General features: G+C 63.6%; 30 protein-coding genes and 1 pseudogene. 14 read left to right on the top strand and 17 right to left on the bottom strand.

Annotation, left to right across the window (positions count from 1 at the left end; genetic code table 11):
• Positions 1-19: 19 nt before the first annotated feature.
• Entirely contained in the window at positions 20-523 is a 504-nt protein-coding gene (locus PspR32_RS10410) for a GNAT family N-acetyltransferase (protein WP_010225582.1), read from the bottom strand.
• Between the two features lie 120 nt (positions 524-643).
• Positions 644-1057, bottom strand: coding sequence for a RidA family protein (locus PspR32_RS10405; RefSeq protein WP_010225581.1), 414 nt, complete (start codon positions 1055-1057; stop codon positions 644-646).
• A gap of 267 nt (positions 1058-1324) precedes the next feature.
• On the opposite strand from PspR32_RS10405, the gene PspR32_RS10400 reads away from it, so the two are divergent.
• Together PspR32_RS10400 and PspR32_RS10395 are read left to right on the top strand one after the other, a co-directional pair.
• The gene (locus PspR32_RS10400) at positions 1325-1756 is read left to right on the top strand and encodes an SUKH-3 domain-containing protein (RefSeq protein WP_010225580.1); all 432 of its coding nucleotides are present in this window, start codon (positions 1325-1327) and stop codon (positions 1754-1756) included.
• A 90-nt stretch (positions 1757-1846) separates the two neighbouring features.
• Positions 1847-2176 carry a hypothetical protein gene (locus PspR32_RS10395; RefSeq protein WP_010225579.1) on the top strand — a complete coding sequence of 110 codons (330 nt, stop codon included), beginning with the start codon at positions 1847-1849 and terminating at the stop codon, positions 2174-2176.
• Here the strand turns inward: PspR32_RS10395 and PspR32_RS10390 are convergent.
• Entirely contained in the window at positions 2151-2621 is a 471-nt protein-coding gene (locus PspR32_RS10390) for an NUDIX hydrolase (RefSeq protein WP_010225577.1), read from the bottom strand. The genes PspR32_RS10395 and PspR32_RS10390 overlap by 26 nt on opposite strands.
• Positions 2622-2678: 57 nt before the next feature.
• Here PspR32_RS10390 and PspR32_RS10385 point away from each other — a divergent pair, with 57 nt between their 5' ends.
• Together PspR32_RS10385 and PspR32_RS10380 are read left to right on the top strand one after the other, a co-directional pair.
• Positions 2679-3104: a GFA family protein gene (locus tag PspR32_RS10385; protein ID WP_159388419.1), complete on the top strand. Its 426-nt coding sequence runs from the start codon at positions 2679-2681 to the stop codon at positions 3102-3104.
• A gap of 29 nt (positions 3105-3133) precedes the next feature.
• Positions 3134-3526 (top strand): lysozyme inhibitor LprI family protein, encoded by a 393-nt coding sequence (locus PspR32_RS10380; protein WP_010225573.1) that lies wholly within the window; start codon positions 3134-3136, stop codon positions 3524-3526.
• 4 nt (positions 3527-3530) lie between these two features.
• Here the strand turns inward: PspR32_RS10380 and gstA are convergent, their stop codons facing one another.
• Both gstA and PspR32_RS10370 read right to left on the bottom strand, forming a co-directional pair.
• Positions 3531-4142 (bottom strand): glutathione transferase GstA, encoded by a 612-nt coding sequence (gene gstA / locus PspR32_RS10375; RefSeq protein WP_036996107.1) that lies wholly within the window; start codon positions 4140-4142, stop codon positions 3531-3533.
• 97 nt (positions 4143-4239) lie between these two features.
• Positions 4240-5151, bottom strand: a complete 912-nt coding sequence (locus tag PspR32_RS10370; protein ID WP_036996102.1) for a LysR family transcriptional regulator — start codon at positions 5149-5151, stop codon at positions 4240-4242.
• A gap of 144 nt (positions 5152-5295) precedes the next feature.
• Here PspR32_RS10370 and PspR32_RS10365 point away from each other — a divergent pair, with 144 nt between their 5' ends.
• Positions 5296-5628, top strand: a complete 333-nt coding sequence (locus tag PspR32_RS10365) for a YegP family protein (protein WP_010225568.1) — start codon at positions 5296-5298, stop codon at positions 5626-5628.
• A 19-nt stretch (positions 5629-5647) separates the two neighbouring features.
• On the opposite strand, the gene PspR32_RS10360 is transcribed toward PspR32_RS10365, so the two are convergent.
• The 7 genes from PspR32_RS10360 to PspR32_RS10330 all read right to left on the bottom strand — a co-directional run bounded on the left by PspR32_RS10360 (position 5648) and on the right by PspR32_RS10330 (position 12921).
• Positions 5648-6523 carry a hypothetical protein gene (locus tag PspR32_RS10360; protein ID WP_010225566.1) on the bottom strand — a complete coding sequence of 292 codons (876 nt, stop codon included), beginning with the start codon at positions 6521-6523 and terminating at the stop codon, positions 5648-5650.
• Between the two features lie 88 nt (positions 6524-6611).
• Complete coding sequence (locus PspR32_RS10355) at positions 6612-7748, bottom strand: AAA family ATPase (RefSeq protein ID WP_159388418.1); 1137 nt, start codon at positions 7746-7748, stop codon at positions 6612-6614.
• Positions 7749-7750: 2 nt separating this feature from the next.
• On the bottom strand, positions 7751-8620 hold the full coding sequence (locus tag PspR32_RS10350) for an RNA ligase family protein (RefSeq protein ID WP_036996112.1): 870 nt from the start codon (positions 8618-8620) through the stop codon (positions 7751-7753).
• Between the two features lie 386 nt (positions 8621-9006).
• The gene (locus PspR32_RS10345; RefSeq protein ID WP_010225558.1) at positions 9007-10353 is read right to left on the bottom strand and encodes an MFS transporter; all 1347 of its coding nucleotides are present in this window, start codon (positions 10351-10353) and stop codon (positions 9007-9009) included.
• Between the two features lie 71 nt (positions 10354-10424).
• Positions 10425-11357: a 3-keto-5-aminohexanoate cleavage protein gene (locus tag PspR32_RS10340; protein WP_010225556.1), complete on the bottom strand. Its 933-nt coding sequence runs from the start codon at positions 11355-11357 to the stop codon at positions 10425-10427.
• A gap of 59 nt (positions 11358-11416) precedes the next feature.
• Positions 11417-12205 (bottom strand): SDR family oxidoreductase, encoded by a 789-nt coding sequence (locus PspR32_RS10335; RefSeq protein WP_010225554.1) that lies wholly within the window; start codon positions 12203-12205, stop codon positions 11417-11419.
• The gene (locus PspR32_RS10330; RefSeq protein ID WP_010225552.1) at positions 12202-12921 is read right to left on the bottom strand and encodes a GntR family transcriptional regulator; all 720 of its coding nucleotides are present in this window, start codon (positions 12919-12921) and stop codon (positions 12202-12204) included. The genes PspR32_RS10335 and PspR32_RS10330 overlap by 4 nt, the downstream gene beginning before the upstream one ends.
• Before the next feature lie 353 nt (positions 12922-13274).
• Between PspR32_RS10330 and PspR32_RS10325 the strand changes: the two genes are divergently transcribed.
• A complete protein-coding gene (locus PspR32_RS10325) occupies positions 13275-14540 on the top strand; it encodes a DUF1835 domain-containing protein (protein WP_010225550.1) in 1266 nt (421 codons plus the stop codon).
• 38 nt (positions 14541-14578) lie between these two features.
• Here the strand turns inward: PspR32_RS10325 and PspR32_RS10320 are convergent, their stop codons facing one another.
• Entirely contained in the window at positions 14579-15334 is a 756-nt protein-coding gene (locus tag PspR32_RS10320; protein WP_100782256.1) for an SDR family oxidoreductase, read from the bottom strand.
• Positions 15335-15485: 151 nt separating this feature from the next.
• Between PspR32_RS10320 and PspR32_RS10315 the strand changes: the two genes are divergently transcribed.
• A complete protein-coding gene (locus tag PspR32_RS10315; RefSeq protein WP_010225545.1) occupies positions 15486-15821 on the top strand; it encodes a hypothetical protein in 336 nt (111 codons plus the stop codon).
• Between the two features lie 200 nt (positions 15822-16021).
• Here PspR32_RS10315 and PspR32_RS10310 read toward each other — a convergent pair.
• Positions 16022-16105: pseudogene (locus PspR32_RS10310) on the bottom strand (CocE/NonD family hydrolase); the annotation flags it as partial.
• A gap of 105 nt (positions 16106-16210) precedes the next feature.
• Between PspR32_RS10310 and PspR32_RS10305 the strand changes: the two are divergent.
• Both PspR32_RS10305 and PspR32_RS10300 read left to right on the top strand, forming a co-directional pair.
• Positions 16211-16522 carry a hypothetical protein gene (locus tag PspR32_RS10305; RefSeq protein ID WP_159388417.1) on the top strand — a complete coding sequence of 104 codons (312 nt, stop codon included), beginning with the start codon at positions 16211-16213 and terminating at the stop codon, positions 16520-16522.
• Positions 16523-16525: 3 nt separating this feature from the next.
• Complete coding sequence (locus PspR32_RS10300) at positions 16526-16708, top strand: DUF1289 domain-containing protein (protein WP_010225542.1); 183 nt, start codon at positions 16526-16528, stop codon at positions 16706-16708.
• Positions 16709-16712: 4 nt separating this feature from the next.
• Here the strand turns inward: PspR32_RS10300 and PspR32_RS10295 are convergent, their stop codons facing one another.
• Complete coding sequence (locus tag PspR32_RS10295) at positions 16713-17624, bottom strand: LysR family transcriptional regulator (protein WP_159388416.1); 912 nt, start codon at positions 17622-17624, stop codon at positions 16713-16715.
• Positions 17625-17750: 126 nt separating this feature from the next.
• Between PspR32_RS10295 and PspR32_RS10290 the strand changes: the two genes are divergently transcribed.
• The 3 genes from PspR32_RS10290 to PspR32_RS10280 all read left to right on the top strand — a co-directional run bounded on the left by PspR32_RS10290 (position 17751) and on the right by PspR32_RS10280 (position 19552).
• Positions 17751-18491: an SDR family NAD(P)-dependent oxidoreductase gene (locus PspR32_RS10290; RefSeq protein WP_036996115.1), complete on the top strand. Its 741-nt coding sequence runs from the start codon at positions 17751-17753 to the stop codon at positions 18489-18491.
• Between the two features lie 20 nt (positions 18492-18511).
• Complete coding sequence (locus PspR32_RS10285; RefSeq protein WP_010225536.1) at positions 18512-18718, top strand: tautomerase family protein; 207 nt, start codon at positions 18512-18514, stop codon at positions 18716-18718.
• Positions 18719-18829: 111 nt separating this feature from the next.
• Positions 18830-19552, top strand: coding sequence for a GNAT family N-acetyltransferase (locus tag PspR32_RS10280; RefSeq protein ID WP_010225535.1), 723 nt, complete (start codon positions 18830-18832; stop codon positions 19550-19552).
• Here PspR32_RS10280 and PspR32_RS10275 read toward each other — a convergent pair.
• Entirely contained in the window at positions 19549-20439 is an 891-nt protein-coding gene (locus tag PspR32_RS10275; protein WP_010225534.1) for a LysR family transcriptional regulator, read from the bottom strand. The two genes, PspR32_RS10280 and PspR32_RS10275, sit on opposite strands and share 4 nt — an antisense overlap.
• A gap of 111 nt (positions 20440-20550) precedes the next feature.
• Here PspR32_RS10275 and argC point away from each other — a divergent pair, with 111 nt between their 5' ends.
• Complete coding sequence (gene argC, locus PspR32_RS10270) at positions 20551-21483, top strand: N-acetyl-gamma-glutamyl-phosphate reductase (protein WP_036996116.1); 933 nt, start codon at positions 20551-20553, stop codon at positions 21481-21483.
• Between the two features lie 116 nt (positions 21484-21599).
• Here the strand turns inward: argC and PspR32_RS10265 are convergent, their stop codons facing one another.
• On the bottom strand, positions 21600-21944 hold the full coding sequence (locus tag PspR32_RS10265) for an SH3 domain-containing protein (RefSeq protein ID WP_159388415.1): 345 nt from the start codon (positions 21942-21944) through the stop codon (positions 21600-21602).
• 210 nt (positions 21945-22154) lie between these two features.
• Between PspR32_RS10265 and PspR32_RS10260 the strand changes: the two genes are divergently transcribed.
• Positions 22155-23597 (top strand): SulP family inorganic anion transporter, encoded by a 1443-nt coding sequence (locus PspR32_RS10260; protein ID WP_159388414.1) that lies wholly within the window; start codon positions 22155-22157, stop codon positions 23595-23597.
• Positions 23598-23599: the final 2 nt, after the last annotated feature.

The following is a 23599-nucleotide window of genomic DNA, read 5'->3' as shown; positions in this document are numbered from 1 at the left end:
ATGAAACGTTCGTGCCAGCTCAGTGCAACGCCCGCGTCACCAGGAAGTTAACCAACTCTGGCTCGTCGTCCAGTTCGATCGAACGTACCGGGCGCGGCAGGTTGTCGAGCACTGTGCGCCAGAAGGCGTGGGCGGTTTCGTCCTGGTCGTAGTAACGCACCAGCCACTGGTTCTGCCCGCTCGCCAGCACCTGGCTGGCCAGGGCGCTGGCGATGCCTTTGCGCCGATAGCGCTTGAGGATGAACAGGTCGGCCAGTTCCAGGGCATCGAGGCCGGGCAGCTCGCTGCGTTCGATCAGCAAAAAGCCTGCGATGTAGCCGTCGACCAGGATCAGGTTGGCGCTCCACTGCGGCTCTTGCCAGTAACGTTGCAAGTGTTCGTCGTGGACATAGAAACGGCCGTCGACCTCGACGTCTTCCTGCTCCCAGTCCGAAGACTCGTAGGCGTAGAACTGGTAAAGGTTGCGGATCAGCTCGGCCTGCTCGGGGCCGGTTTGCAACAGTTCGACAGTGAGGTCGCTCATGACTGGACCTCATACAGCGGAAGTATCGACGGCATTGGTATCTCGATAATTGAACGAACAGCGCGTATTGCGGGCGCTATTGTTTACAAAAGCCGGGGCCAATGCCATCGCTAAAACGTCTTACCTGCCGGGCAGCGCGGCGACCGCGTCGATTTCGATCTGCATGCCGTCCAGGGCCAGGCGCGGCACCGGGATCAGCGTGCAGGTCGGGGTCATGTTGGCGCCCCAGGCGCGCTGGGCTTCGGCGCCCCACAGGCGCAAGCGGGTTTCGTCGTGATCGACGATCAGCAGGGTCAGTTTGAACACATCGGCCAGGGTCGCGCCTTTGGATTGCAGGGCGATCTGCAGGTTGGCCAGGGCCTGGCGTGCCTGCTCGGCAAAGTCGCTGGACAGCCGGCCCTCGAGGTCTTCCCCGCCCTGCCCGGCGATGTACAGCAACCGGGCATTGGCGGCGACTTCAGCCACATGGGAGTAGGCATTGCTAGAGGGGTCGTAGAGGCCTTCGGGGTTGGACAGGTGGAAAGCTGCGGTCATGGTGCTGCTCCGAGTGGTTGGAGCGGCGAGTATCAAACCTCGACCTAAGTAGAGGTCAAGCCTGATGTTGCCAGCGCTGCGCGCTGGATCGCTGGCAAGCCAGCTCCCACAGGGTCGATGTACACAGGTTCATTGTGGGAGCTGGCTTGCCAGCGATGAGGGCTGCAGCGGGTAAAGTCTCATTGCTCATGGCTCGCCCTCCTCAAGGATCAATGATGTCTGCCGTGTTAATGTAGCCTCTCGCACGGATTCGACCAGAGAGCAGACATGCCCATAGACCTACCTGAAACCATCCGCCCGCTGTTCGTGGCTGCCGGCTGGCCTGCCCAAGTGACTGCCCCAGAGGCGGACATCGGGCCCAACGGCCACCCCGCCAACGACTTGCTCAGGGCGTTCAATGGCCTGTGCGTCGGCCACTGCGGCGCCGGTGAAGAATGCGCCGCCGGCGACATCGAGTTCAGGGCCAAGCCCGGCCTGCACGACGAAAAAGTCATCGTGGCGATGCAACGCAAGCTGAACACAACCCTGGTGTGCATCGGCGATGTGCACCACGGCCATGGCGCGCTGTTTGTCGACAGCCGGGGCGCCTGCTACCTCATGAGCCAGGTGCACGACGCCTTCTGGCTGCAGGGAAACACCTTCGCCGTTGCCGCAGAAGGCCTGTTGCTGGGCCGCAAGTCACAAACACAACTGCTGTGAAATTCAGGCGCAAATAAGGCAAATTGCTGGCCCCCTGCTACCCGCTTCGTAGGCAAACTCGCTTTCTTTTCAGCAAGTTAGGTAGGTGCTATGCGGGCTTATGGATTGACCCTGGCAGCGTTTTTTCTGGTCGCACTCCCGCTCGGCGCCCAGGCCAAAACCCTGGGCAACAATGACCGCTACATGTGCAGTTGGGGCTCGGACATCGCCGCCGGTGCCCAGCAATCGAAGCTGTCCGGGGTGACCCTGTACGCTGCGCGCAAGCGCCTGCAGGTGCGCAAATTCACCAAGCCGTGGATGCGCATGACCGCCATGGGCATCACCGAACAGACCTACAACAGCCAGTCACGCCTCAAGCCTGCGGCCATCAAGCAGACCTACTATGAGCAATGCGTCAGCCATGCGCTGGCGCGGCGCTGAACACGCCGGCTGATTCGAGCGTTTCAATCAGCCGCTCCGGCCACACCGTGTCGGTGGTTTGCCGCAGTTCCTCGGCCGACCACCAACGATGGTCGGCCATCACTTCGACTTCCGAAGGCGTCCATCCCTGGCGGCACAGCTGCTGGTTCTGCGCCTGAATCAGGTAATACTGCTCGACCGAGGTAACCCACTCGCCGCTGGGCAACTGCATGGCAAAACGACGCTCGTTCAAGGGTGCGCCCACGGCGTCGACCTGGATGCCGGTTTCTTCGCGTAGCTCACGAATCGCAGCTTGCTCGAAGGTCTCCCCCTCCTCCACGCCGCCCCCCGGTGTTGCCCAGTAATCGTCGCCGGCCAGCGCGCCGTTGCGATGGACGAAGCGAAACAGCAATACGCTTCGGGAGGGGCTGATGACCAAAAGCCGGGCTGATTTTCGCTCACGCATCGTGGTGTTCCTGTCCTTGGTTTATGATCGCGGGCGAGATTCTACCGGGCCCCAAGGATGAACAACGACAAATCTGCGCTGACGACCATTGATTATCACGGCAGCTGCCTGTGCGGCGCCGTCAGCTATCACATCGACACCCAGATCAAGGCCATCACCCATTGCCATTGCAGCCAGTGCCGCAAGGCCCATGGCGCAGCCTTTGCCACCTATGGCAGCGTGCCTGCTTCGGCCTTGAGCTGCAGCGATCCGCAAAGTCTATTGCGGGTGTTCAAGTCATCGCCAATGGTCAGCCGCAGCTTTTGCTCAGCCTGCGGCGCGAGTTTGTTCTGGGCCAATGCCAGTGGCGATTATCCAGACTGGATCAGCGTTGCGCTGGGCACCCTGGACACACCTTTCGAACCTGCCCGACAAAAACATGTGCATGTGCAGTCCAAGGCCTGCTGGCTGGTGATTGGCGATTCATGGCCACAACACCAGTGACCCGTAAAACATCAAAGCAAGGACGCCCCATGTATCGTTTGATCTACCCCTGCATCGGCGCATTCATGGCGCTGACTAGCACGGCTCAGGCAAGCAGCCTGTGCCCTGGCGCCAACACCGAAGCGCAGATGCTTGAATGCATGCAGCAGTCGTTGAAAAAATCCGATCGGCAATTGAATGAGCTCTACCAGGCCTTGGTCGCACGCTTCAAGGCGCAGGGTTCGGCGCCCGGACAACCCACCCAGGACCTGGCGCTGAAAAAAGCCCAGCGCGCCTGGATTGCCTTTCGTGATGCCAGTTGTGAGTTCGAAACGTACGAATCCGTTGGCGGCAGTGGCTTCGCTACAATCCATACCCATTGCCTGCTGAAGCAGACGCAAGCCAGAGTCCAGTACCTGAAGCGGGTTACCGGCATGCCCTGAAGGTTCAGACCGGCACGCTGGCAGCCTCGCTTTGCAGGGCTGCCTGCACCGCCGGCCTGGCCGCTACACGCTCGACATAGCCAGCCAGCGCTGGCCATTGCGCGATATCGATAGCGAACACCGGCAACCAGCCCAGCACGGTGAACAGGTAGGCGTCGGCGATGCTGAAGTCGCCCCGCAGGTAGTCATTGCAGCCCAGCACCTCGCTCAAGTAGTCCAGGCGCTTGAACAGCTTGTCGCGAAAGATCGCCTTGGCCGCCTCCGGCAGCTCGGCGTTGAACAACGGCGCGCTGCCGGCATGGATTTCCGAACTGATGAAGTTGAGCAGCTCCTGCAGCCGCGAGCGTTCCCAGCTGCCATTGGCCGGCGCCAACCTGGTCTCGGGCTTGAGGTCGGCCAGGTACTGGAGAATGGCCGGGCCCTCGGTCAATACCTCGCCATTGCCCAGCACCAGCGCGGCCACGTAACCCTTGGGGTTGATGGTGCGAAAGTCGCGGCCGTCGGCGCTGCGTTTGCTCTGGTTGTTGACCCGCACCAGCTCGAACGGCAGGCCGAGTTCGCGCAGGATGATATGCGGCGCCAGCGAGCAGGCATTGGGGGCGAAGTAGAGTTTCATCGGGCGTCTCCTGACAGTGTCGAGCGACACAGGATCAGCCGGCGCATGCCCAAGGTAAACTTAGGGTTTTACAAACTGATCATTAGCAGCGCTTATGTCAGGTGACCCGTTCCCCTACCGGAACTTCAACGCCAAGCATGGCCTTGTGCACATGCTTGAGCAGCGCCTGGGCGGCAGGCGATAGCGCCTGTGCTGACGAACCGAGCAGCCCGAAACGTCGGTAGATTGGCGGATCCAGGTCATACACCCGTAGCCAGCGCGGAGCCTCGGGCAGCGTCGAGGCCGGCATGATCGACACGCCCAGGCCCTCGCCCACCAGCGCCAACGCCGTGTTCCAGTCGCGCACCGTCAGGCGCACATTGCTCAGGTTCAGCCCCGCCTGTTGCACCAGGCTCCGGCCATGCAAGTGACAGCCGCCCGTGGCGACAATGAACGGCTCATCGACCAGCTCGGCAAGCCCGAGCGGGCTCAGGCTCCCGCGCCGGGCCAAGGGGTGGCCAAGGGGAATGGTGGCCACCCAGCGGTCATGCCCGAGCATCACCGGCGAACGTTCTGCCTGCGGATTCATCACCACGCCCAGGTCGATATCACCCGAAGCCAGCCAGCTTTCGACCTCCTCGTCGGTGCCCTCCAGGCAGATCACCTCGATGCCCGGGTGCAGGCGCTTGAAAGCCTGCAACAGCGGCGGCAGCACCGAGGCGAACACGGACGGGAACGTCGCCAGGCGGATGCGCCCCAGGTGGCAACCACGGCTGGCATCGACCAGGTTCTGGATCGACTCAAGCTCGGCAATCATCCGCCGCGCGCGGACCAGCACCTGCTCGCCCAGCGCGGTAACGCTGGTGTGCTTGCGCTCGCGCACGAACACCTTCACCCCCAGTGCCTGTTCCATCTGGCTGATCGCCTGGCTGGCGCCGGACTGGGTAATGCCGAAGGCCTCGGCGGCACGGGAGACATTGCCGGCATCGGCCACGGCCACCAGCAGCTTCCAGTGCATCAGGTTCATCATGATCGTGGTCTTCCTGGCAGCCAACACGCTGCCGCCGATCTTAGCGCCGTTGGACAAGCGCACAAAGCCCACCATACTAAGTCGTCACTGCGAGCACGTACGCCCGCAGTCTAACCAGACTTATCTGCGAAACAAGGAGTTCCCATGCCAGGTTGGTTCGAGTTGAACACCAGCAGTGACGGTCAGTACCGCTTTGTTCTCAAGGCGGGTAATGGCGAAATTATTCTTACCAGCGAGTTGTACAAGGCCAAGGGCTCTGCTGAAAGCGGCATTGCCTCGGTCCAGGCCAACAGTGGCGTGGACGATCGCTACGAGAAGAAGGAGGCCAGCAACGGCAAGTTCCACTTCAACCTCAAGGCCGCCAATCACCAGGTCATCGGCACCAGCCAGATGTATGCATCAACGCAGTCGCGCGATGCCGGCATCGCCTCGGTGAAGAGCAACGGCAGCAGCAAGACCATCAAGGACAATACCTGAGCCGATGCCCCCGCAAGTGCTACTCGTCTGCACTCGCGGGGGCTGCGGCTTGCCCCTCGGACGAGCCCCTGAGCTGCCCCTTGACGCGCATTGACACGTCGCCATCGACATAGATGAATACTCGCTCTCGACCGCTATCTTCGATAGCCAAGTAAGCACCTGCAGAATTGAAAATCACATGCACATCGCCGGTATAACCGTGCCCCGACAGGTGAATCTGGTCTTCACCCAGTACTTTTTGGAACCTGACCATGCCAGCGTAGAAGGATAGGCACAGAAGCATCCCGACAACCAGGTACAGGTACTCCTTCAACAACCGCCGCCGCAACGCCACCCGGCGCTTGTCACGAATTCGAGCGATCTGCGCCTTGCCGCGAATGAGAATGCCCGACTTGAGTATCGCCGCCGCGATGATCCCTAACGTCAGGCTGATAACCATGCCCCCGGCATCACTGAAGTCGAATTTCAAATAGGAAAAATTCAGCAGCAGCGGGAAAGCGATGACCATGACAAGGCCATAGGCAATTTTTTCCGCCAGCGGCGTTTCCTTGTGCAAGCGCACGGCTGCCTTGCGCAACCGCCCTGGCTTGATGCGCCCGGCGGCGTACACACAGGCTGCAAACGGCGCGATGAACGAATAGTAGAATTGCGAAATGGCGAAAGAAAAAACCTTCGCCACCAGATAACACAGCGTCACGTAGAAGGTGAAAACCCCGACAAAGCCAACCAGAAACGTGATGGAGATTATCGACAGCACTTCAAAAGGCACTGCCATGATAAAGCCCATGTAATGGGCGGTACCCAGCGAGGCCAAGGTTAACGCTACCTTGCCGGCCATGATCAGCCCTGGCTTGAGCTGCGACTGCCGAGATTGCGACAACAACTGCTTCCACATCTATCCAAGTCCCTTTGAGTTGTATTGTGAAGATTCAATTTCTAAAGCTGTAGCCTGCTGCGATCCGCCGCTTGGTCTCCAGCGTTAGTCAGAGCCGATACTCAACCCGGTCCGCCTCCACCGGGGTCGGCACTTCCCAGCGAAAGTACATGCGCTCGATGTCCTTGTTGCGCAGTGTGGTATCACGGCGGGCGTTGCGGCGCATCAGCTCGCGCTCGCTCTGCTCCAGGTACACCAGTTGCACATCGGCGTCATAGCTGTAGAGCAGGTCGAGCGTCTTCTTGCGCATCTGCTGCGACAGGTGCGTGCTGTTCCACACGAAGGGTTCGCGGCGGCGCAGCAAGGTCTTGGCCTTGTCGATGGCGTACTGCGCCACCGGCCCCTTGTCGCCGTGGCTCAGGCCCAGTTCCTGGCGGGCATCGTCGAACGACACCACGGCCAGGTCCGCCGCATGCTGGCTGACCCAGGTGTCCTTGCCGCTGGCCGGCAGCCCCGCCAGCATGATCACCTGCGAGCCCTGCACCTCACGGTACAGGCTGTACTGCGGCAGCACCGAGGCACCGCGAAAATAGCTGCGCCGGGTGTAGGCATCGGCAAAGGCCTTGGGCTGGTGCAGGCAGCCTTCGTCTTCGGCCAGCAGGCGGAACACCTCGATATCGTCGAGCACCCCCTGCTTGCCGGCAAAGCCGCGGCCCTGCATGTCGGCGCTGGCCACTGAGCAGAGCATCCACAGCGGCAACTCCCACGACAGGCGATGGAGGATCTGCTCGGCCGAACGCCCGCTTTTGTCCCCTGCCAGGGCAAAGAACGGCAACTGGTGCACGCTGATGATCCGGCAGATGGTTTCACGCAGCTCAAACGGCACGCCGGCCTGCCACAGCAGGATTCGCGCATCCACCGCGCCCCGGCGTGAGTGCCCGGGCTGGCCGATCTTGCCGGTGATTTCATCGATCACCGTGCACGACGGCTTGGCGATGTCATGCAGCAACGCGGCGTAGAACAGCACGAACTGCTGGTCCGGGCTGGCGCGTTGGTACGCAGGGTCGGCGAGCAAGGCATCGACCACCATCATGGTGTGGGTCCAGACGTCGCCCTCCTGGTGGTAGACCGGGTCCTGGGGGGTTGCCGCCAAGGCGCGCAGAGACGGGATCGCCTCCAGCAGCGCCAAGTAGTCGACCGCGCGGCCGGGGCCGGGCATCAGCCCTTGCAATGTGTTCATGTCCATAATCATTCAACTCCTTGTGCGGCCGCCGCAAGGCTGGCCCAGGTGACCTGGGGCTCGGGCGCATACAGGTCGACACCGGCTGCCAGCAGATTGGGGATGTACGGCTGGCGCAGGTGGTGTTCATCGGCTTCGAGGATGGCCTGGACGAAGTCGTGGCGCACCCATTTGATCCGCCCGGTGGTGTGTTCGGCGGTCTCGATTTTCAGGTACAGGCCTTCCATCAGGTCAGAGCGGTCGCCCTGGTTCCAGGCCTTGGCAAAGTCCAGTTGCTGGCGGGCGATGACCTCGGCGAAGGCGTCCTTCCAGCGCCGCGACTTGGCTTGGGAATGACCGACCAGGGCGAGCAAGTCTTTCAGCCGTGGCGGCGCAATGCCTTCGAACAGCACCGGCACCGACAGCACCGGGCCGCCCGCGAGCAACTGCTGGCGCCGCGCCGTGGAGAGGAACACCTGCTCCTCGCGGTCCCAGATATCGAACTCGAAGAACAGGTGCGGCAACTGGTCGTAGAACACGCTGTGGCGCTTGCTCATCACCTCGCCAAACAGCACGTAGCGGTCTTCCAGGTGCTCGAGCAGCCAATCTTCATGACAGGCCGCCCATTGCTTGAACTGGCTGAACTGGCGCTCGCGGCTGCCGCCAGCCAGGTAATGGCCACGGGACTGCAACAGCAGCTCGCCGGCGGCGGAAAAACTGATCGCGGCATTGGCGCCGTCGAGTTTTTCCTCGACCACCAGGTACTGGCCGTTCAAGCGGCTATAGGACAACTGGTCATGATCGCTATCGCCGGCTTGCAGGCGAGAACTTTGCAGGTGCGGAGTGCGCGGGTATTTGTACAGGTCGAGCTGCGCGAGCTCGCGGATATCGAGTGTCATGGGTCTTCTCCAAAAGGGGGAAAACCGACGACAGCGGGCAGGTGAAAGTGCGTGCGCAGGCAGGCACCAACAGGCTTAAACGTCCGTCGTCGGCATCAGGCGTGTTGGTTGGCGTGGGGCACTGGCTTCACCTAAATAATGAGGGGTGGTGGATCTGAGGGTGCGGATTGGAAACGAGATGGGGGTTGGCTGTCAAGCGGTGTGTTGTCTGGGATGGCCTCATCGCGGGTCAAGCCCGCGCCTACAGGTACTGCGCCCATCCTGTGGGAGCGGGTCTTGCCCGCGATCGAGCGCGCAGCGGTCGTAATCCAGTCAACACTTCATGTGCTGACTGCACTGGCCTCATCGCTGGCAAGCCAGCTCCCACAAATGTATCTGTGAAAACCTCAGGCAGATTGGCGCTGCGCGTCGTTGAGCGCTCCCCCCTTCGCGCTTTTACGCTCATGCCCCTGGCGCAAACGCAGCGCCGCCAACGCCGCCACCACCAGCACCACGGCGATGAACTTCAGGCCGTTCACGGCATTGCCGGTGCTCTGCTCGATCATGCCCATCAGCGACGGCCCGAAGAACCCGCCCAGCAGCCCGCAGGAGTTGACGAACCCCAAGCCGCCCGCCAGCGCCGCGCCTTTCAGGCGCGAGGCCGGGTACAGGAAGATGATCGACTGCACGACAAAGAACATCACTGCCGAGAGGCAAAAGCCCAGCAGGCTGATCACCGGCCCCGCCTGGGAGGCGATGGCCAGGCCCAGGGCCATGGTCAGCAAACCGCTGACCAGAATCCGCCGCGCCCGCTGCGCGCTGCTGGCAAAACGCGGCAAGACGATCGCCCCTGCCGCCGCCGCAAGCCAGGGCAAGGAGGTGAGAAAGCCGATCTGCACCACGCTCAGGTCACCGTACTTGCCGATGATGCCCGGCAGGAAAAAGATCACCGTGTAGATGGTGATCTGGTGGCAGAAGTAGACAAAGATCGCCAACAGGACCTGCGGCGTCAGGCATTGCTTGAATGAATGCCCACTGTGGCCCGCGCCCTCCTCGGCCTCGCTGGCCAACTGGCGCTCGATCTGCTCGGCTTCTGCCGGGCTCAGCCATGGCGCCTTGCTCGGTCGGTCGGGCAGTTTCTTCCATACCACGTAGGCGAAGAACACCGCCGGCAGGCCTTCGAGCATGAACATCCACTGCCAGCCGTGCCAGCCCATCAGGCCGTCCAACTGCATCAGCGCGGCGCCCAGCGGCCCGCCGATGATGTTGGCAAAACACACGCCGAGCAGGAAGTAACCGGTGGCGCGGGCACGTTGCTCGCGGCCGAACCAGTAGGTCAGGTAGAGCATCACCCCGGGGAACAGGCCGGCCTCGGCGATACCCAGCAACAGGCGCAGCACGTAGAACGAGGTCTCGCCCTGGACGAAGGCCATGGCTGCGGAGATCAGGCCCCAGGTCACCATGATCCGGGCAATCCAGAAGCGCGCGCCGACCTTGTGCATGATCAGGTTGCTGGGCACCTCCGACAGCGCATAGGTGAGGAAAAACAACCCGGCGCCCAACCCGTAGGCAGCCGCGGAAATCCCCAGGTCGACATCCAGTTGATGCTTGGCCAGGGCGATGTTGGTGCGGTCGAGAAAGCTCAGCACGTAGGCGGCAATCAGCAGTGGCATGAGTTTGACGAACAGCAACCGGTTGAGGGTTGCAGGATCACGGGGCACAGTCAGTTCTTCGGGCGATCGGGTAATGGTCATGGCACCAATCTCTAGTGTGACGGCAGCGGTGGGAAGGCCCCGGCCAACGCCGGCCGGGGCAGGCAGGCAAGCTAGAAGTCGACTGCGTAGCGGCCCTTGAGGTTGAGCATTTCCCGCGCCTCGTCGGGGCTGGCGACCCGCCCGCCGAGCGCTTCGATCACTGTGCGGATGCGCTTGACCTGGTCGGCGTTGGACGCCGCCAGTTTGCCCGGGCCATCCCACAGCGAGTCCTCAAGGCCCACGCGCACGTTGCTGCCCATCGCCAGGCCCATGGTGCCCAGCGGGATCTGGTTGCGCCCGGCGCCGAGGACCGACCACTCGTAGTTGTCGCCAAACAGGCGGTCAGCGGTACGACGCATGTGCGCCAGGTCCTCGGGGTGGCCGCCGATGCCGCCACGCAAGCCGAATACCGACTGGATGAACAGCGGCGCCTTGAGCAAGCCGCGCTGGAGGAAATGCGCGGCGGTGTAGAGGTGGCCGATGTCGTAGCACTCGATCTCGAAGCGCGTGCGGTTCTCGGCGCAGGCATTGAGGATGTAGGTGATGTCGCGAAAGGTGTTGCGGAAGATGCGGTCGTCGCTCTCTTCCAGGTACGGCCGCTCCCAGTCGTGCTTGAACTCGGTGAAGCGTTCGAGCATTTCGTACAGGCCGAAGTTCATCGAGCCCATGTTCAACGAAGCCAGCTCCGGCTTGAGCTGGGCCACCGGTTGCAGGCGCTCTTCAACGCCCATGGTGGGCGCACCGCCGGTGGTGATGTTGATCACCACATCGCTCTGCGCCTTGATCTGCGGCAGGAACTGGCGAAACAGCTCGACGTCCTGACTGGGTTTGCCGTCGAACGGGTCACGGGCGTGCAGATGGACGATCGAGGCGCCTGCCTCGGCGGCGCCAATGGCTGCGTCGGCGATTTCCTGCGGGGTGACCGGCAGGTGTGGCGACATCGACGGCGTGTGGATAGCACCGGTGACGGCGCAGGTGATGACGACCGGGCGTTTCTTGGACATGCGAATTCTCCGTTTTTATTCTTGGTGAGAAAGCAGTGCGGTAAAAGCGCGGGTGTTGCTCAGAGGTATTCGACGTTGCCATCGACGCTGATGGCTTGCCCGGTGATGTTGCGGGCGGCCGGTGAACAGAGAAACAAGGCCATGGCGGCGACGTCTTGCGCGCTGACCATGCGCTTGAGGGAAATCTTGTTCAGGTACTCCTTGCGCATCACCGCTTCGGGCACGCCCACTTGCGCGGCACGATCACGAATCACCCCGTCCATGCGCGGGCCTTCGACGATGCCGGGCAGCAAGGCGTTGACGCGGATATCGCTCTCGCCCAGCTCCGCAGCCAGGGACTTCATCAGGCCGACGATGGCCCATTTGCTCGCCGCGTAAGGCGTGCGCCAGGCGTAGCCGAGGCGCCCGGCCACCGAGGCGATGTGCAGCAGGTGGGCGTTGGGCGAGTCCTTGAGCAGTGGCACCGCGTGGTGGGCAAAGCGGTATTGCCCGGTGAGGTTGATGTCGAGGGTGCGCTGCCAATCGTCGTCGCTGATGGCGTCGATACCAGCGGTGGGCCCGGCAATGCCGGCGTTGTTGACCAGCACATCGAGTCCGCCGAACTGCTCGCGCTGGACCTTGAACACCGCCGCAACCTGCGCCGCATCGCCGACATCGGCGCGGGTGGCGACGCTGCCCGGGTAGCGATCACGAAACGCCGCCAGGGCCGCTTCGCTGACATCGCAGACATGCACCCGGGCGCCAGCTTCGAGATAGGCCGCCGCCAGCACTTCACCGATACCGGCAGCGCCGCCGGAGATCAACACGCGCAGGCCCGGATACGGCAGCAGACGCTTGAGAACGCTCATGCTTTTTTCACTCCTGAAACAGACCGCGCACGGTCGTTGTTGAGCAGCAAACGCGCCAGGGAATCGGCGGCCTGCATGATGTCGTCGGTCACCGCTGCCCGCGCAGCCGCCGCATCGCGGCCGGCCAGGGCGGCGACAATGCGGTCGTGGGCTTGCATCGAGCGTTGCAGGTGGGCTTTGTCCGGGGCGACCAGGGCAAAGCAGGGGCCCATGTGCAGCCAGAAATTCTCCACTGCGGCGACGGTCAGCTCGGCCTGGGCCACGGCATAGATGCGCCGGTGAAAGGCGAAGTTGCCCCACAGGTAAGCCGGCACATCGACCTTGTCGGCGGCGGCCTGCATCTGCCTGCACAGCTCGGTGATTTCGGCCAGATCAGCATCCGTGAGATGGGCCACGGCCTTCTCGGCCAACAAACCTTCGAGGGCGACCCGGGCGTCGCGGATTTCGCGCAGGCGTTCGGTGGTCATCACCCGCACCCGCAAGCGCGAGGTTTCGGTGACTTCAAAAGCGTTTTCGGCGCTCAGGCGCTGCAGGGCTTCGCGTACCGGCATGGGGCTGGAACCCAGCGCTTCGGCCAGGCCACGGATGGTCAGTTTCTGCCCGGGCTGAAAGCGCCCGCTCATCAGCGCTTCGCGGATTTGCCGGTAGACCTGGTCTTGCAGGGTATCGCGGGACACCTGACGCAGGGCCGGCAACAGGACGGGACGATCGGTCATGGGAAAAGCCTGTGTTGTCGTTCTTGTGATCCGAATATGTGATCACAAATCAAATATGTCAAATAATATTCGATGCGCACGACGAAGCGCCTCTGCCTGGTTACGGACAAGGCAATGTGCAGGGTAATCGGTTCGTTCCGTGCGGCGGCAGGGGTTGGTCATTGTGCAGCGAATCGCCGCCAGCACCCGGGGCCCGGCTCACGTTGCCTTTTGCCTTGTAACGGGCCTATAGTCGCAGCCGGCGTCATCCACGCCACCCGTCCGCGGAAAGGGCTGCGCCCAGGTTGTACACCCCACATTCTTGTCTACGACTCCCGGCCTGACAGCGGACAAGGCTCGCACAAGGAGTTCGTATGTCCGCTCGACTGTCGTCGCCGTCCCACGACGGGCGCATCAACCTCGAACAACAACGCAAACGCGCCAAAGAGCTGCTCCAGCGCCTACGCTCGGGTGCCGCACCCGCACAGCTGGCACTGCTCAGCCCTGCTCCGGCCTCCCCCCGCCTGGCCGATGCCCAGTGGCTGATCGCCCGCGACCTGGGCTTTGCCAGTTGGCCCACGCTCAAGGCGCATATCGACGCCATCGATTTTGCCGCCCGCCACCGGCAATTCGCTGCCGATGACGAAGCCGCTACCCAGCATTGGCGCTGCGGCAACGACATCAGCCACAGCTTGCGCCTGGCCGGGTTCACCGGCGCCTTCCACATGCTCAGCGACCCTCTGGTCATGGGCCCGGTGCGTGATTTGCCGACAGCGCCGTACCGCACCCTGCGCTGCGACTACATCAGCCAGGCCTATGGCCTGGAGCAGGTGCAGGTGCAGCGCAAGATGGAGGATGAATACGCGGCCCTGGCCCGGCTCGACGGCTGCCCTGGCGCGGTGCTCTGGTGCGAGGCGGATGCCTATGACCAGTTGTTTTTGATCCGCGTGCTGGCCGGGCTGCACAACCCGCCGCAGCGCCTGGAGCTGATCGAGATCGACCGCATGCCCGGGGTCGAACGCTTTATCGGCATCGGCCAATTGGCCCCGGACGTGCTGGCCTGGTTGTGGCCGCAGCGCCGGGCAGTGGACGCGCCAATGCTGCAACTGGCGCGCGAGGCCTGGGCCGCGTATTGCGCACCGTCGCCGCAGGCCTGGGCACAGTTGGCCCATCGGCACGACCTGGCCCTGCCCTTGCTCGCCCCTGCGCTGTTGCGCCAGCTGCAGGAGCTGCCCGGGGTGGACGATGGCTTGTCGCTCAGCGAACGCCTGGCGCTGCAGATCATCAGCGAATTCGGCCAGGTGCCGTTCGGCCGGGTGTTTGCCGAATTGATGGGCAAGCGCGAGCCGCTGCCCTATCTGGGCGACATGATGTTCCACGCCTTGCTGCGCCCGCTGATCGATTCGCCCACGCCGCTGCTCAACGAAGCCCAGGCTGAGCTGGAATGGCCGCGTCGGCCTTTGAGCCTCACCCCTTTGGGCGAGCAGGTGCTGGCGGGCCAGGCCTACTGGCTTGACCAGCAGGCCTCCGAACGCTGGGTCGGTGGTGTGCGCGTGCTGGCCGGGCAAGGTCACTGGGCGCTGGGCCGTGACCTGTGGCCGGTGTGGCGCGCAAAGACGGATTTTGTCGGGCAGAGGTAGCGCCGTGCCCATAGAGGCAGGTCGATACAGCGCCTGGCTCAGCGTTGCACGGCGGTGGTTTTCAGCCAGGTCTGAAAGTGCAGCGAGCCAACGATGGCACCGGCATCCGGGGTCAACGAACAGTCGTTGATCGGTGCGCCAAAATAGGTGGCCGCAGGGTCGGTAATGACTTCCCGGGCATCTTGATTGTGCTGCAGGTAGCTGCGCACGAAATCGGCCAGCGGCAGGCGATCGGGGCCGGCGACTTCCAGGGTGCGGTTGGCCGGCGCTTGCTCGACGAGGTTGGCCAGGGTCAGGGCCACGTCCGATGAGGCCACCGGCTGCAAGGTGGCGTTGGCCAGGCGCACGCAGTTGCCTTCGGCGCCGGAATAGGCAATGGCGCCCATGAACTCGAAAAACTGCGTGGCACGCAGGATGGTGTAGGGCCTGTCCGAGGCCTTGATCAGTTGCTCCTGGGCCAGCTTGGCGCGAAAGTAACCGCTGTCCTGCATGCGTTCGGTGCCGACCACCGACAGGGCGATGTGGTGACCAACCGCGGCCTTCTGTTCCGCGGCCAGCAGGTTGCGCCCCGAGGTCTGGAAAAATGCCAGCACGGCGGCGTCTTCGAAAGACGGTGAATTGGCGACATCGACCACCACGTCGGTGCCCTGCAGCGCCTGTTCCAGGCCTTCGCCGGTGAGGGTGTCGACGCCGGTCCGGGGCGAGGCGGCGAGCACCTTGTGGCCGTTGGCGCGCAGGTTGTTGCACAACTGGGTGCCGATCAGGCCGGTACCACCGATCACGACGATTTTCATGGCTGCTTCTCCCGAGGAGTGTCGCAACCCGTTATTTTACGCCGTGCAGCGCTGGCCCGCGCGTCAGCAGACGAGCGTCATCCTGGCTGATCCGGTACAGTACGCGCCGCTCGAGAGATGGATCCCGGGCCAATTGTCATGGAGTTATGCAGTGAAAAACCTGAGCAAAGTTGTCGCCTGCGGCCTGTTCGTCCTGGCCCTGGCAGGTTGCACCGGCACCCCGATGAAAACCCAGCAGTACAACGCCGACCAGTACACCGTGATCGGCCACAGCGAAGCGAGCGCCACCGGCTTGCTGGTGCTGGGCATCATCCCGGTGCGCCAGAACAGCCGCTTTGTCCGTGCGCAAAATGCCGCGATCAAGGCCAAGGGCGGCGATGCGATGATCAACACCCAGGTCCAGGAAAACTGGTTCTGGGCCTGGGTTCTGACCGGTTACACCACCAAGGTATCGGGTGATGTGGTCAAGCTGAACAACGTTCAGTAACGCCCGAACTGCGAGCGCTTCGCGCTCGATCGCGGGCAAGCCCGCTCCCACAATGGAACTGTACACACCACCCCTGTGGGAGCTGGCTTGCCAGCGATGAGGCCGGTACAGCCAGCACACCAGGTTTGCCTGAATTACGAGCGCTTCGCGCTCGATCGCGGGCAAGCCCGCTCCCACAGGGTTGGTGCTGGACCCGCGATCAGACCATCACCATAGCAAAAGCCGGTGATGCCAACCTTGCCGGTGGTTGCCGGATGCTTCATCAGCCATTCGATCACGGCGAAAGGGCCAAGGCGGTGCTCACTGGCTGAGGGCGATGGCCCACAAGCATAGTAGGCGTGGGCAAATAGCGTATGATCTGCCCGCCCTTCCACGAGGCTCCTCATCCCATGCCAATGAGCAAACGCGAACAGGCGCAGCTTGACCGCCGTCTGGTCGCTACCCTGACCAATGCCTGCGAGACCGCCAAGGCCGAAATCGTCGGTTTTGCCTGGCTCACTCACCTGGTCGACTACACCCGCTTCCCTTCCAGTTTGCAGGTGATCTGGGTATTCGAAAGCCGGGCCGCCAAAGACCACGCCCTGGCCAGCGGGCAAGGTGAGCGGATGATCGAGCTGACTGCTTTAGCGTTGCAGGACGCCGACGTCGAATTGCGCCCGCTTGCACCCCACGTGCAGTTCGACGTCGAAAGACGAGGCTGACACATGGCCAAGGACATCGAGAACCCCTGCATCGCCGTGTGCCAACTAAGCGGCGACCTGTGCCTGAGTTGCGGCCGCAGCAAGGACGACATCCGCAAATGGAAGCGCATGAAGCGCCCGGAAAAAATGGCTGCTGTGCAACGCGCCACCCAACGGATGAAAAGCCTGAAAAAAGCCAAAGGCTAACGCTTCAGGCACCTGCACCCTGAGTCAAGAAATCGATGAAGGCCCGAACCCGTAGCGGCACATGGCGGGCATGAGGGTACAGCAGGATGAACGGCCGTGAAGTGCCGCCATAGGGCGTCAGCACTTCCAGCAACTGGCCGCTGTCGAGCTCCTGCTGCACAGTAAAGCGATACGCCTGCATCAACCCCGCGCCGCTTTTGACCAGAGTGGCGGTGGCGAGAAAGTCTTCCAGGCAGGTGATGCCACCGGCCACCTCCAGCTCCACGCGCTTGCCGTCGACCATGAACGACCAGGGCACCTTGCGCCCACTGCTGGGCAGTTCGAACTGAATGCACTGGTGAGTGGCCAGGTCATGCGGCGTCTGCGGCGTGCCCGCTTCACGCAGGTACTGCGGCGTCGCCACGATCACCAGCTCGGCGTCTTCCAGGCGCCGGGCGATCAGGCGCGAGTCGGCCGGCTCGCGGCCGCGAATGGCCAGGTCGTAGCCTTCATCGGCAAAGTCGATGTTGCGGTTGCTGACGTGAATGTCGATCTGCACCTGCGGATACAACTGGCGGAACCCGGCCAGCCTGGGCAGCAAGCGAAAGTGGGCATAGGGCGTCGGCACGCTGATGCGCAGCAGCCCGGACGGCACGGCCTGGCCACCGCTGAGCGCACGCTCGGCATCCACCAGCTGGCTCAGGGCCTGGCGGCACTGCTCGTAGTAGCGGCGCCCGCCGTCGGTCAGGCGCATCTGCCGGGTGGTGCGCACGAACAGGCGCACGCCGAGGCGTTCTTCCAGGCGCGCCACCGAACGGCTGACCGCGGCCGGCGTCACCCCGGCCAGGGTCGCCGCGCCGGTAAAGCTGCTGGTTTCGGCAGCCAGGCAGAACAGCTCGATACTGCCCAGTTGAAAGTCGTCGAAATGGCGGGTCATGACGGCTCAATTGATTACATGGAGTATCAATTCAAATTCCATGCACACCATTTTTCAATACCTGCTTGCAAATTAAAGTCTGCCTCACCTGCCCGGCAACCCTGCCTGGCCCACTGGAGACTGACCATGCACACCGCCAAGACTGTCATCGTAACCGGCGCCTCGAGCGGCCTGGGTTTTGCCATCGCCAAGGCTTACCTTGAGCGCGGCGACAATGTGGTCGGCAACGCCCGCACCCTCGCCCGCCTGCAAGAGGCTGCCGCCAAGCTCGGCAACCCGGCCAACCTGTTGCTGGTCGAAGGTGATATTGCCCTGCCGCAAACGGCGCGCAAGCTGTTCGAGCAAGCCATCGAAGCCTTCGGCAAGGTCGATATCCTGGTCAACAACGCCGGGATCTTCATTGCCAAACCGGTCGCCGACTACACCGAAGCCGAGGTTGAAGCCATCGTCGACACCAACCTCAAGGGTTTCTTCTACCCGGCCCAGGCCGCAGCCCGGCACATGGCCAACAACGGCGCCGGGCATATCGTCAACATCACCGCCTCCATCGCCCTGCAGCCGAACATCAAGGTGCCGGCGCTGCTGCCGGTGCTGATCAAGGGCGGCATCAACCAGGCGGTGCGTGCCCTGGCCCTGGAGCTGGCGCCGTCGCAGGTGCAGGTCAATGCCGTGGCCCCGGGGATCATCGATACCCCACTGCATGGCGATGACCCGCAGACCCGCGAGGCCCTCAAAGCCCTGGCGCCCACCGGGCAGGTCGGCTCGCCAGAGGATGTGGTCGACGCGGTGCTCTACCTGACGGACTCGACTTTTGTCACCGGCACGGTGATTGCCGTGGACGGTGGTTCGGCGACGGGTACCTGGTAAATCACACAGAGGAAACAAGCATGCCGTATGTCCATATTCGCGTGACCGATGAAGGCGTCACCCGCGAGCAGAAGCAGCAGTTGATCGAACAGACCACCGAGATGCTCGAGCGGGTGTTGAACAAACCACCGGCGTCGACCTTCGTGGTGATCGAGGAAGTCAATACCGATAACTGGGGCGTGGGAGGCGAGACGGTGACGACGCTGCGCAAGCGAGAAAAAGGCTAACCCCATCGCCGGCCAGCCAGCTACCCCTCAATCGCACGGCGAAGGGACGGATGGCTGGCCCGCACGGTAGAATCGCGCCATTGCCGTTTCTGCCTGGAGTCCCCCCTACCGATGCCCGTCCTCCACCACTTCGTCGCCCCGCCCGCGGAGCCGATCAAAAGCCAGATCCTGCAGATGGTGGTCGACTACCTGACCGACATCAGCAGCGTCGCCCTGCCACCGAGCAACCCGCTGTACAGCCTGTACCAATACGGCATCGGTTTCGAAGTGCATCTGTACCTGGAGGCCATGGACGGCTCGCGTGGCATTCCGGTCGAGCTGATCGTGGCCATGGACCTCGACGATCCCGAGCAGGTGGTGGGCTTCCTGTTGTACCTGCCACTCACGGATGATCCCCTGGCGTGCTCGGTCGCCTACCTTGCCGTGCAGGCCAGCCACCGGCACCAGGGCATCGCCCGCGCCATGCTGGCGCAGATGACCGCACGCTACCCGCATGCCGAGCTTGGCTGCGTGGCAAGCAAGGTGCCGGTCTTCGAGGCCCTGGGCTTTCAGGTGATTGGCGCACGTGGCCCGCAGGTGTTGATGAACACCCGCGCCCAGGCCAGCGCCGGCATGGCGGCGGTGCTGGACATCGCACCGATCTACCGCACCCTGGAAGTGCAGCAGATTCACAGCTACTTGCTCAAGCAACACGGCAAGCGGGCCATGGTCGATGCCGAGAAACAGCGCGACCGCCACCTCGACCAGCTCAGCCGCAAGGCGCGGGCCCTGGCCCTCGAGCGCCTGGGTGAAGGGCCATGGCTGGACGGTGGTCGCGGGCTGCGGCTGGTCTAGCCGGCCTTCGCCACCTGGCTCATCAGCACCTGCAGCACGTACTGGGTGCCCTGCTCCACCTCGCCCTGGCGGCAGGCGATGCCCAGGTGCCGCCACAGACCCGGGCGCAGCGGGCGCATGCTGATTCGCCCGTCCGGTTCCGGCGCTGCCGACTCATGGGGCAGCAAGGTCGCGCCGTAACCCGCCGCTACCAGGCTTTTCACCGCATCGTTGTAGTTGAGCTGGATGCGCGCTTGCGGTTGCAGGCCGGCGCTGGCGAACCAGTCGTTGGTGACCCGCGACAGTTGGGTAGTGCTGTCGTTGAGGATCAAGGCGCGGCTGGCCAGCCAGGCCGGGCTGATGCGCGCCGGCGGCGACCAGCTTGCGGGGACGAAGGCCATGATCGGGTCGCGCCGCCACGGGCGAATCGCCAGGCCCTTGATCGCCGCTTGCGGCAGTGCCACCAGGCCGATGTCGAGGCTGCCGTCCTGCAGGCGGGCCAGCGATTCGCTGGAAGTCAGCACCTGTACCTGGACGTCGATGCCCGGGTGCTGCACGCCGAGGAGGTCCAGTGCCTGCGGCAGCAAATGGGCGATGGCGCCGGTCGAGGCGCCCAGGCGCACCCGCCCGGCCAGGCCCTGGACCTGACGCTGGACATCATCCAGCGCCTGTTCGGCATCGGCCAGCAGGCGCCGGGCGCGTTCGAGCAGGGTTTCACCGATGGCCGTGGGGCGGACCTGCCCGCGTTTGCGCGACAGCAACGGCGCGCCGATGCGCGCCTCGAGGTCGGCAATGTGCAGGCTGACCGTGGGCGGCGCCAAGTTGAGCGCCCGCGCCGCCTGGGCGAAGGAGCCAAGGTCGGCGATCACCACCAGGGTACGCAGCCGGTCGAGGCTGATTTCACGCATGGGCTTGGCATTCAGAAAAAGTGAAGCTGAGCATCATGATATTCAAATTTTCTTTCGTCCAGCCGCAGGTGAAGATGGCCGCTCATTTGTAGCCTTTGCACGAGAGCATCCATGCACCAGCCCCTAGTCTTTATCGACGGCGACCAAGGCACCACCGGCCTGCAAATCCACGCTCGCCTGAACGGCCGCAACGACCTGCGCCTGCTGACCCTGCCGGCGGCCGAGCGCAAGAACCCGCAGCGGCGCGCCGAAGCGATCAACAGCGCCGACGTGGCGATCCTCTGCCTGCCGGACGATGCCGCCCGTGAAGCCGTGGCGGCCATCGTCAACCCGCACGTGCGCGTGATCGACGCCAGCTCCGCGCACCGCACCAGCGCGGGTTGGGTCTATGGTTTGCCGGAGCTGGATGAACAACAGGCCGAGCGCATCGCCCGGGCCAAGCGGGTCAGCAACCCCGGTTGCTACCCCACTGGCGCCATCGCCTTGTTGCGGCCGTTGGTCAGCGCAGGGCTGGTGCCGGCGGACTATCCGCTGACCGTGAACGCGGTGTCGGGTTACTCCGGTGGTGGCCGTGCGGCGGTCGAGCAGCATGAAGGGCCGGATGCGCAGGCGGCCCAGGGTGTGCGGGTGTATGGCTTGCACCTGGATCACAAGCATGTGCCGGAGATTGCGCAGCATGCCGGGTTGTCGCAACGGCCGGTGTTCGTACCCAGCTATGGCAGCTACCGTCAGGGCATTGTGCTGACCATTGCCCTGCAGACCCGGCTGCTGCCGGCGGGCGTGACTGCCGCGCATGTGCAGGCGTGCCTGGCTGAACATTACCACGGTGCCCGGTATGTGCAGGTGGCGCCGCTGCAGCTAGGTGCGTCGGCGGTGCAACTGGACCCGCAAGCGGTCAACGACAGCAACGACCTGCGCCTGGCCGTGTTTGCCAATGAGCAGCATGGCCAGGTGCTGCTGACGGCGGTGTTCGACAACCTCGGCAAAGGCGCTTCGGGCGCGGCGGTGCAGAACCTGGAGCTGATGCTGGCGGCGATGGGCTGAGTGTGCATCGGGGCTGCTGCGCAGCCCATCGCCGGCAAGCCAGCTCCCACAGGGATTGTGCATGCAGGTCCACTGTGGGAGCCGGTCTTGCTGGCGATGGGGCGCGAAGCGGCCCCTCATATCACCTGCAACACTTGCAACGGCACCCACCCCGACGCGCGCCGCTTGCTACACCATACCCACCCGTTCAACTGCCGGCCACCCACCAGGCAATCACCGGCCTGCACCTCCAGCTCCCGGGCGCAGTAGTCTTCCAGGGCAATGCCCTGATCATCGCCAAGCCGCTCAATCACCTGCCCCGGCACCCAGCCAGCCGATTGCCCGGCGGTGCTGCACCAGTACCAATTGTCCCACCCCTCCTCACCGTCATAGCGCTCGCCGATGCTCAGTGGCGCCCCCTTGGCAAAGGTAATGGGCTCGGGGTATTCACTTCGGTGCGCTTCGATCACCCGGAACTTCACTGGGTTTCACCTCCATTTGAAAATCGCCGGCACTGCCGCCATCCTCAGCGGCCTGCCTCTTATGCGGATCGCTCAGCAGGGAAGAATATTGTCATGTGTGCAAGCTGCAGGATATCGGCCAGGGCGCTGGCTTGCGATCAGGAAATTACGTAGCATCCCTCGCTTTTTTCCCGACGGCACCCCGCTGCCGGGCCGCTCTTCAGGTAGGTCATGAGAACAACCCCGCTACGCACCGATGTCCTGGCAGGACTCACCACAGCCTTCGCCCTGGTGCCCGAGTGCATCGCCTTCGCCCTGGTGGCCCACCTCAACCCGTTGATGGGCCTGTATGGCGCCTTCATTATCTGCACCCTGACCGCCCTGCTCGGTGGCCGCCCAGGGATGATTTCCGGCGCGGCCGGCTCCATGGCCGTGGTTATCGTCGCCCTGGTGGTTACCCACGGCGTGCAATACTTGCTGGCCACCGTGCTGCTCGGCGGGCTGATCATGATCGCCTTCGGCCTGCTGCGCCTGGGCAAGCTGGTGCGCATGGTGCCGTATTCGGTGATGCTCGGCTTCGTCAACGGCCTGGCGATCATCATTGCCCTGGCCCAGCTTGAGCACTTCAAGGCCGATGGCGCCTGGCTCAGCGGTGCGCCGCTGTACCTGATGCTGGGGCTGGTGGCACTGACCATGGCCATCGTCTACCTGTTGCCACGCCTGACCCGCAGCGTGCCGCCGGCGTTGATCGCGATCCTTGGCATGGGCGTCGGGGTCTACCTGCTCGACCTGCCGACCCGCACCCTCGGCGACCTGGCGCACATCGCCGGGGGCCTGCCGGCCTTGAACTGGCCGCAGGTGCCGTGGAACCTCGAGACCCTGCAGGTCATCGCCCCCTACGCGCTGCTCATGGCCCTGGTCGGCCTGCTGGAAACCCTGCTGACCCTCAACCTCACCGACGAGATCAGCGAAACCCGCGGCCACCCCAACCGTGAGTGCGTAGCGCTGGGCGTAGCCAACATGACCTCCGGGCTGTTCGGCGGCATGGGCGGTTGCGCGATGATCGGCCAGACCGCGATCAACTTGAGCTCCGGCGGCCGCGGGCGGCTGTCGGGCGTGGTCGCCGGGGTGATGATCCTGATGTTCGTGCTGTTTCTGTCGCCGCTGATCGAGCGTATTCCGCTGGCGGCGCTGGTGGGAGTGATGTTCGTGGTCGCCCAGCAGACCTTCTCGTGGGCGTCATTGCGGGTGCTGCACAAGGTGCCGGTCAACGATGTCCTGGCGATCATCGCCGTGACCCTAGTGACGGTGTTCACCGACCTTGCTGCGGCGGTGCTGTGCGGCATCGTCATCGCTGCGCTCAATTTTGCCTGGCAACAGGCCCGCGAACTGTATGCCGACAGCCATGACGAAAGCGACGGCAGCAAGCTCTACAAGGTCCATGGCACGCTGTTCTTCGCCTCGACCGCGCCGTTCCTCAACCAGTTCGACCCGGCCAACGACCCGGCCCAGGTGACCCTCGACTGCCGCCACCTGAACGTCGTTGACTACTCGGCGATTACCGCGCTCAAGACCCTGCGCGAGCGCTACAGCAACAACGGCAAGCACCTGCGCGTGGTGCACCTGTCCGAGCGCTGCAAGCAGCTGCTCAAGCGTGCCGGGCTTGAGCACTAAGG

This window comes from Pseudomonas sp. R32 (genome assembly GCF_009866705.1).
Taxonomy (GTDB): Bacteria; Pseudomonadota; Gammaproteobacteria; order Pseudomonadales; family Pseudomonadaceae; genus Aquipseudomonas; species Aquipseudomonas donghuensis.
The sequence above is the reverse complement of the archived record's forward strand: the minus strand, read 5'-3'. Positions and strand labels throughout refer to the sequence as shown.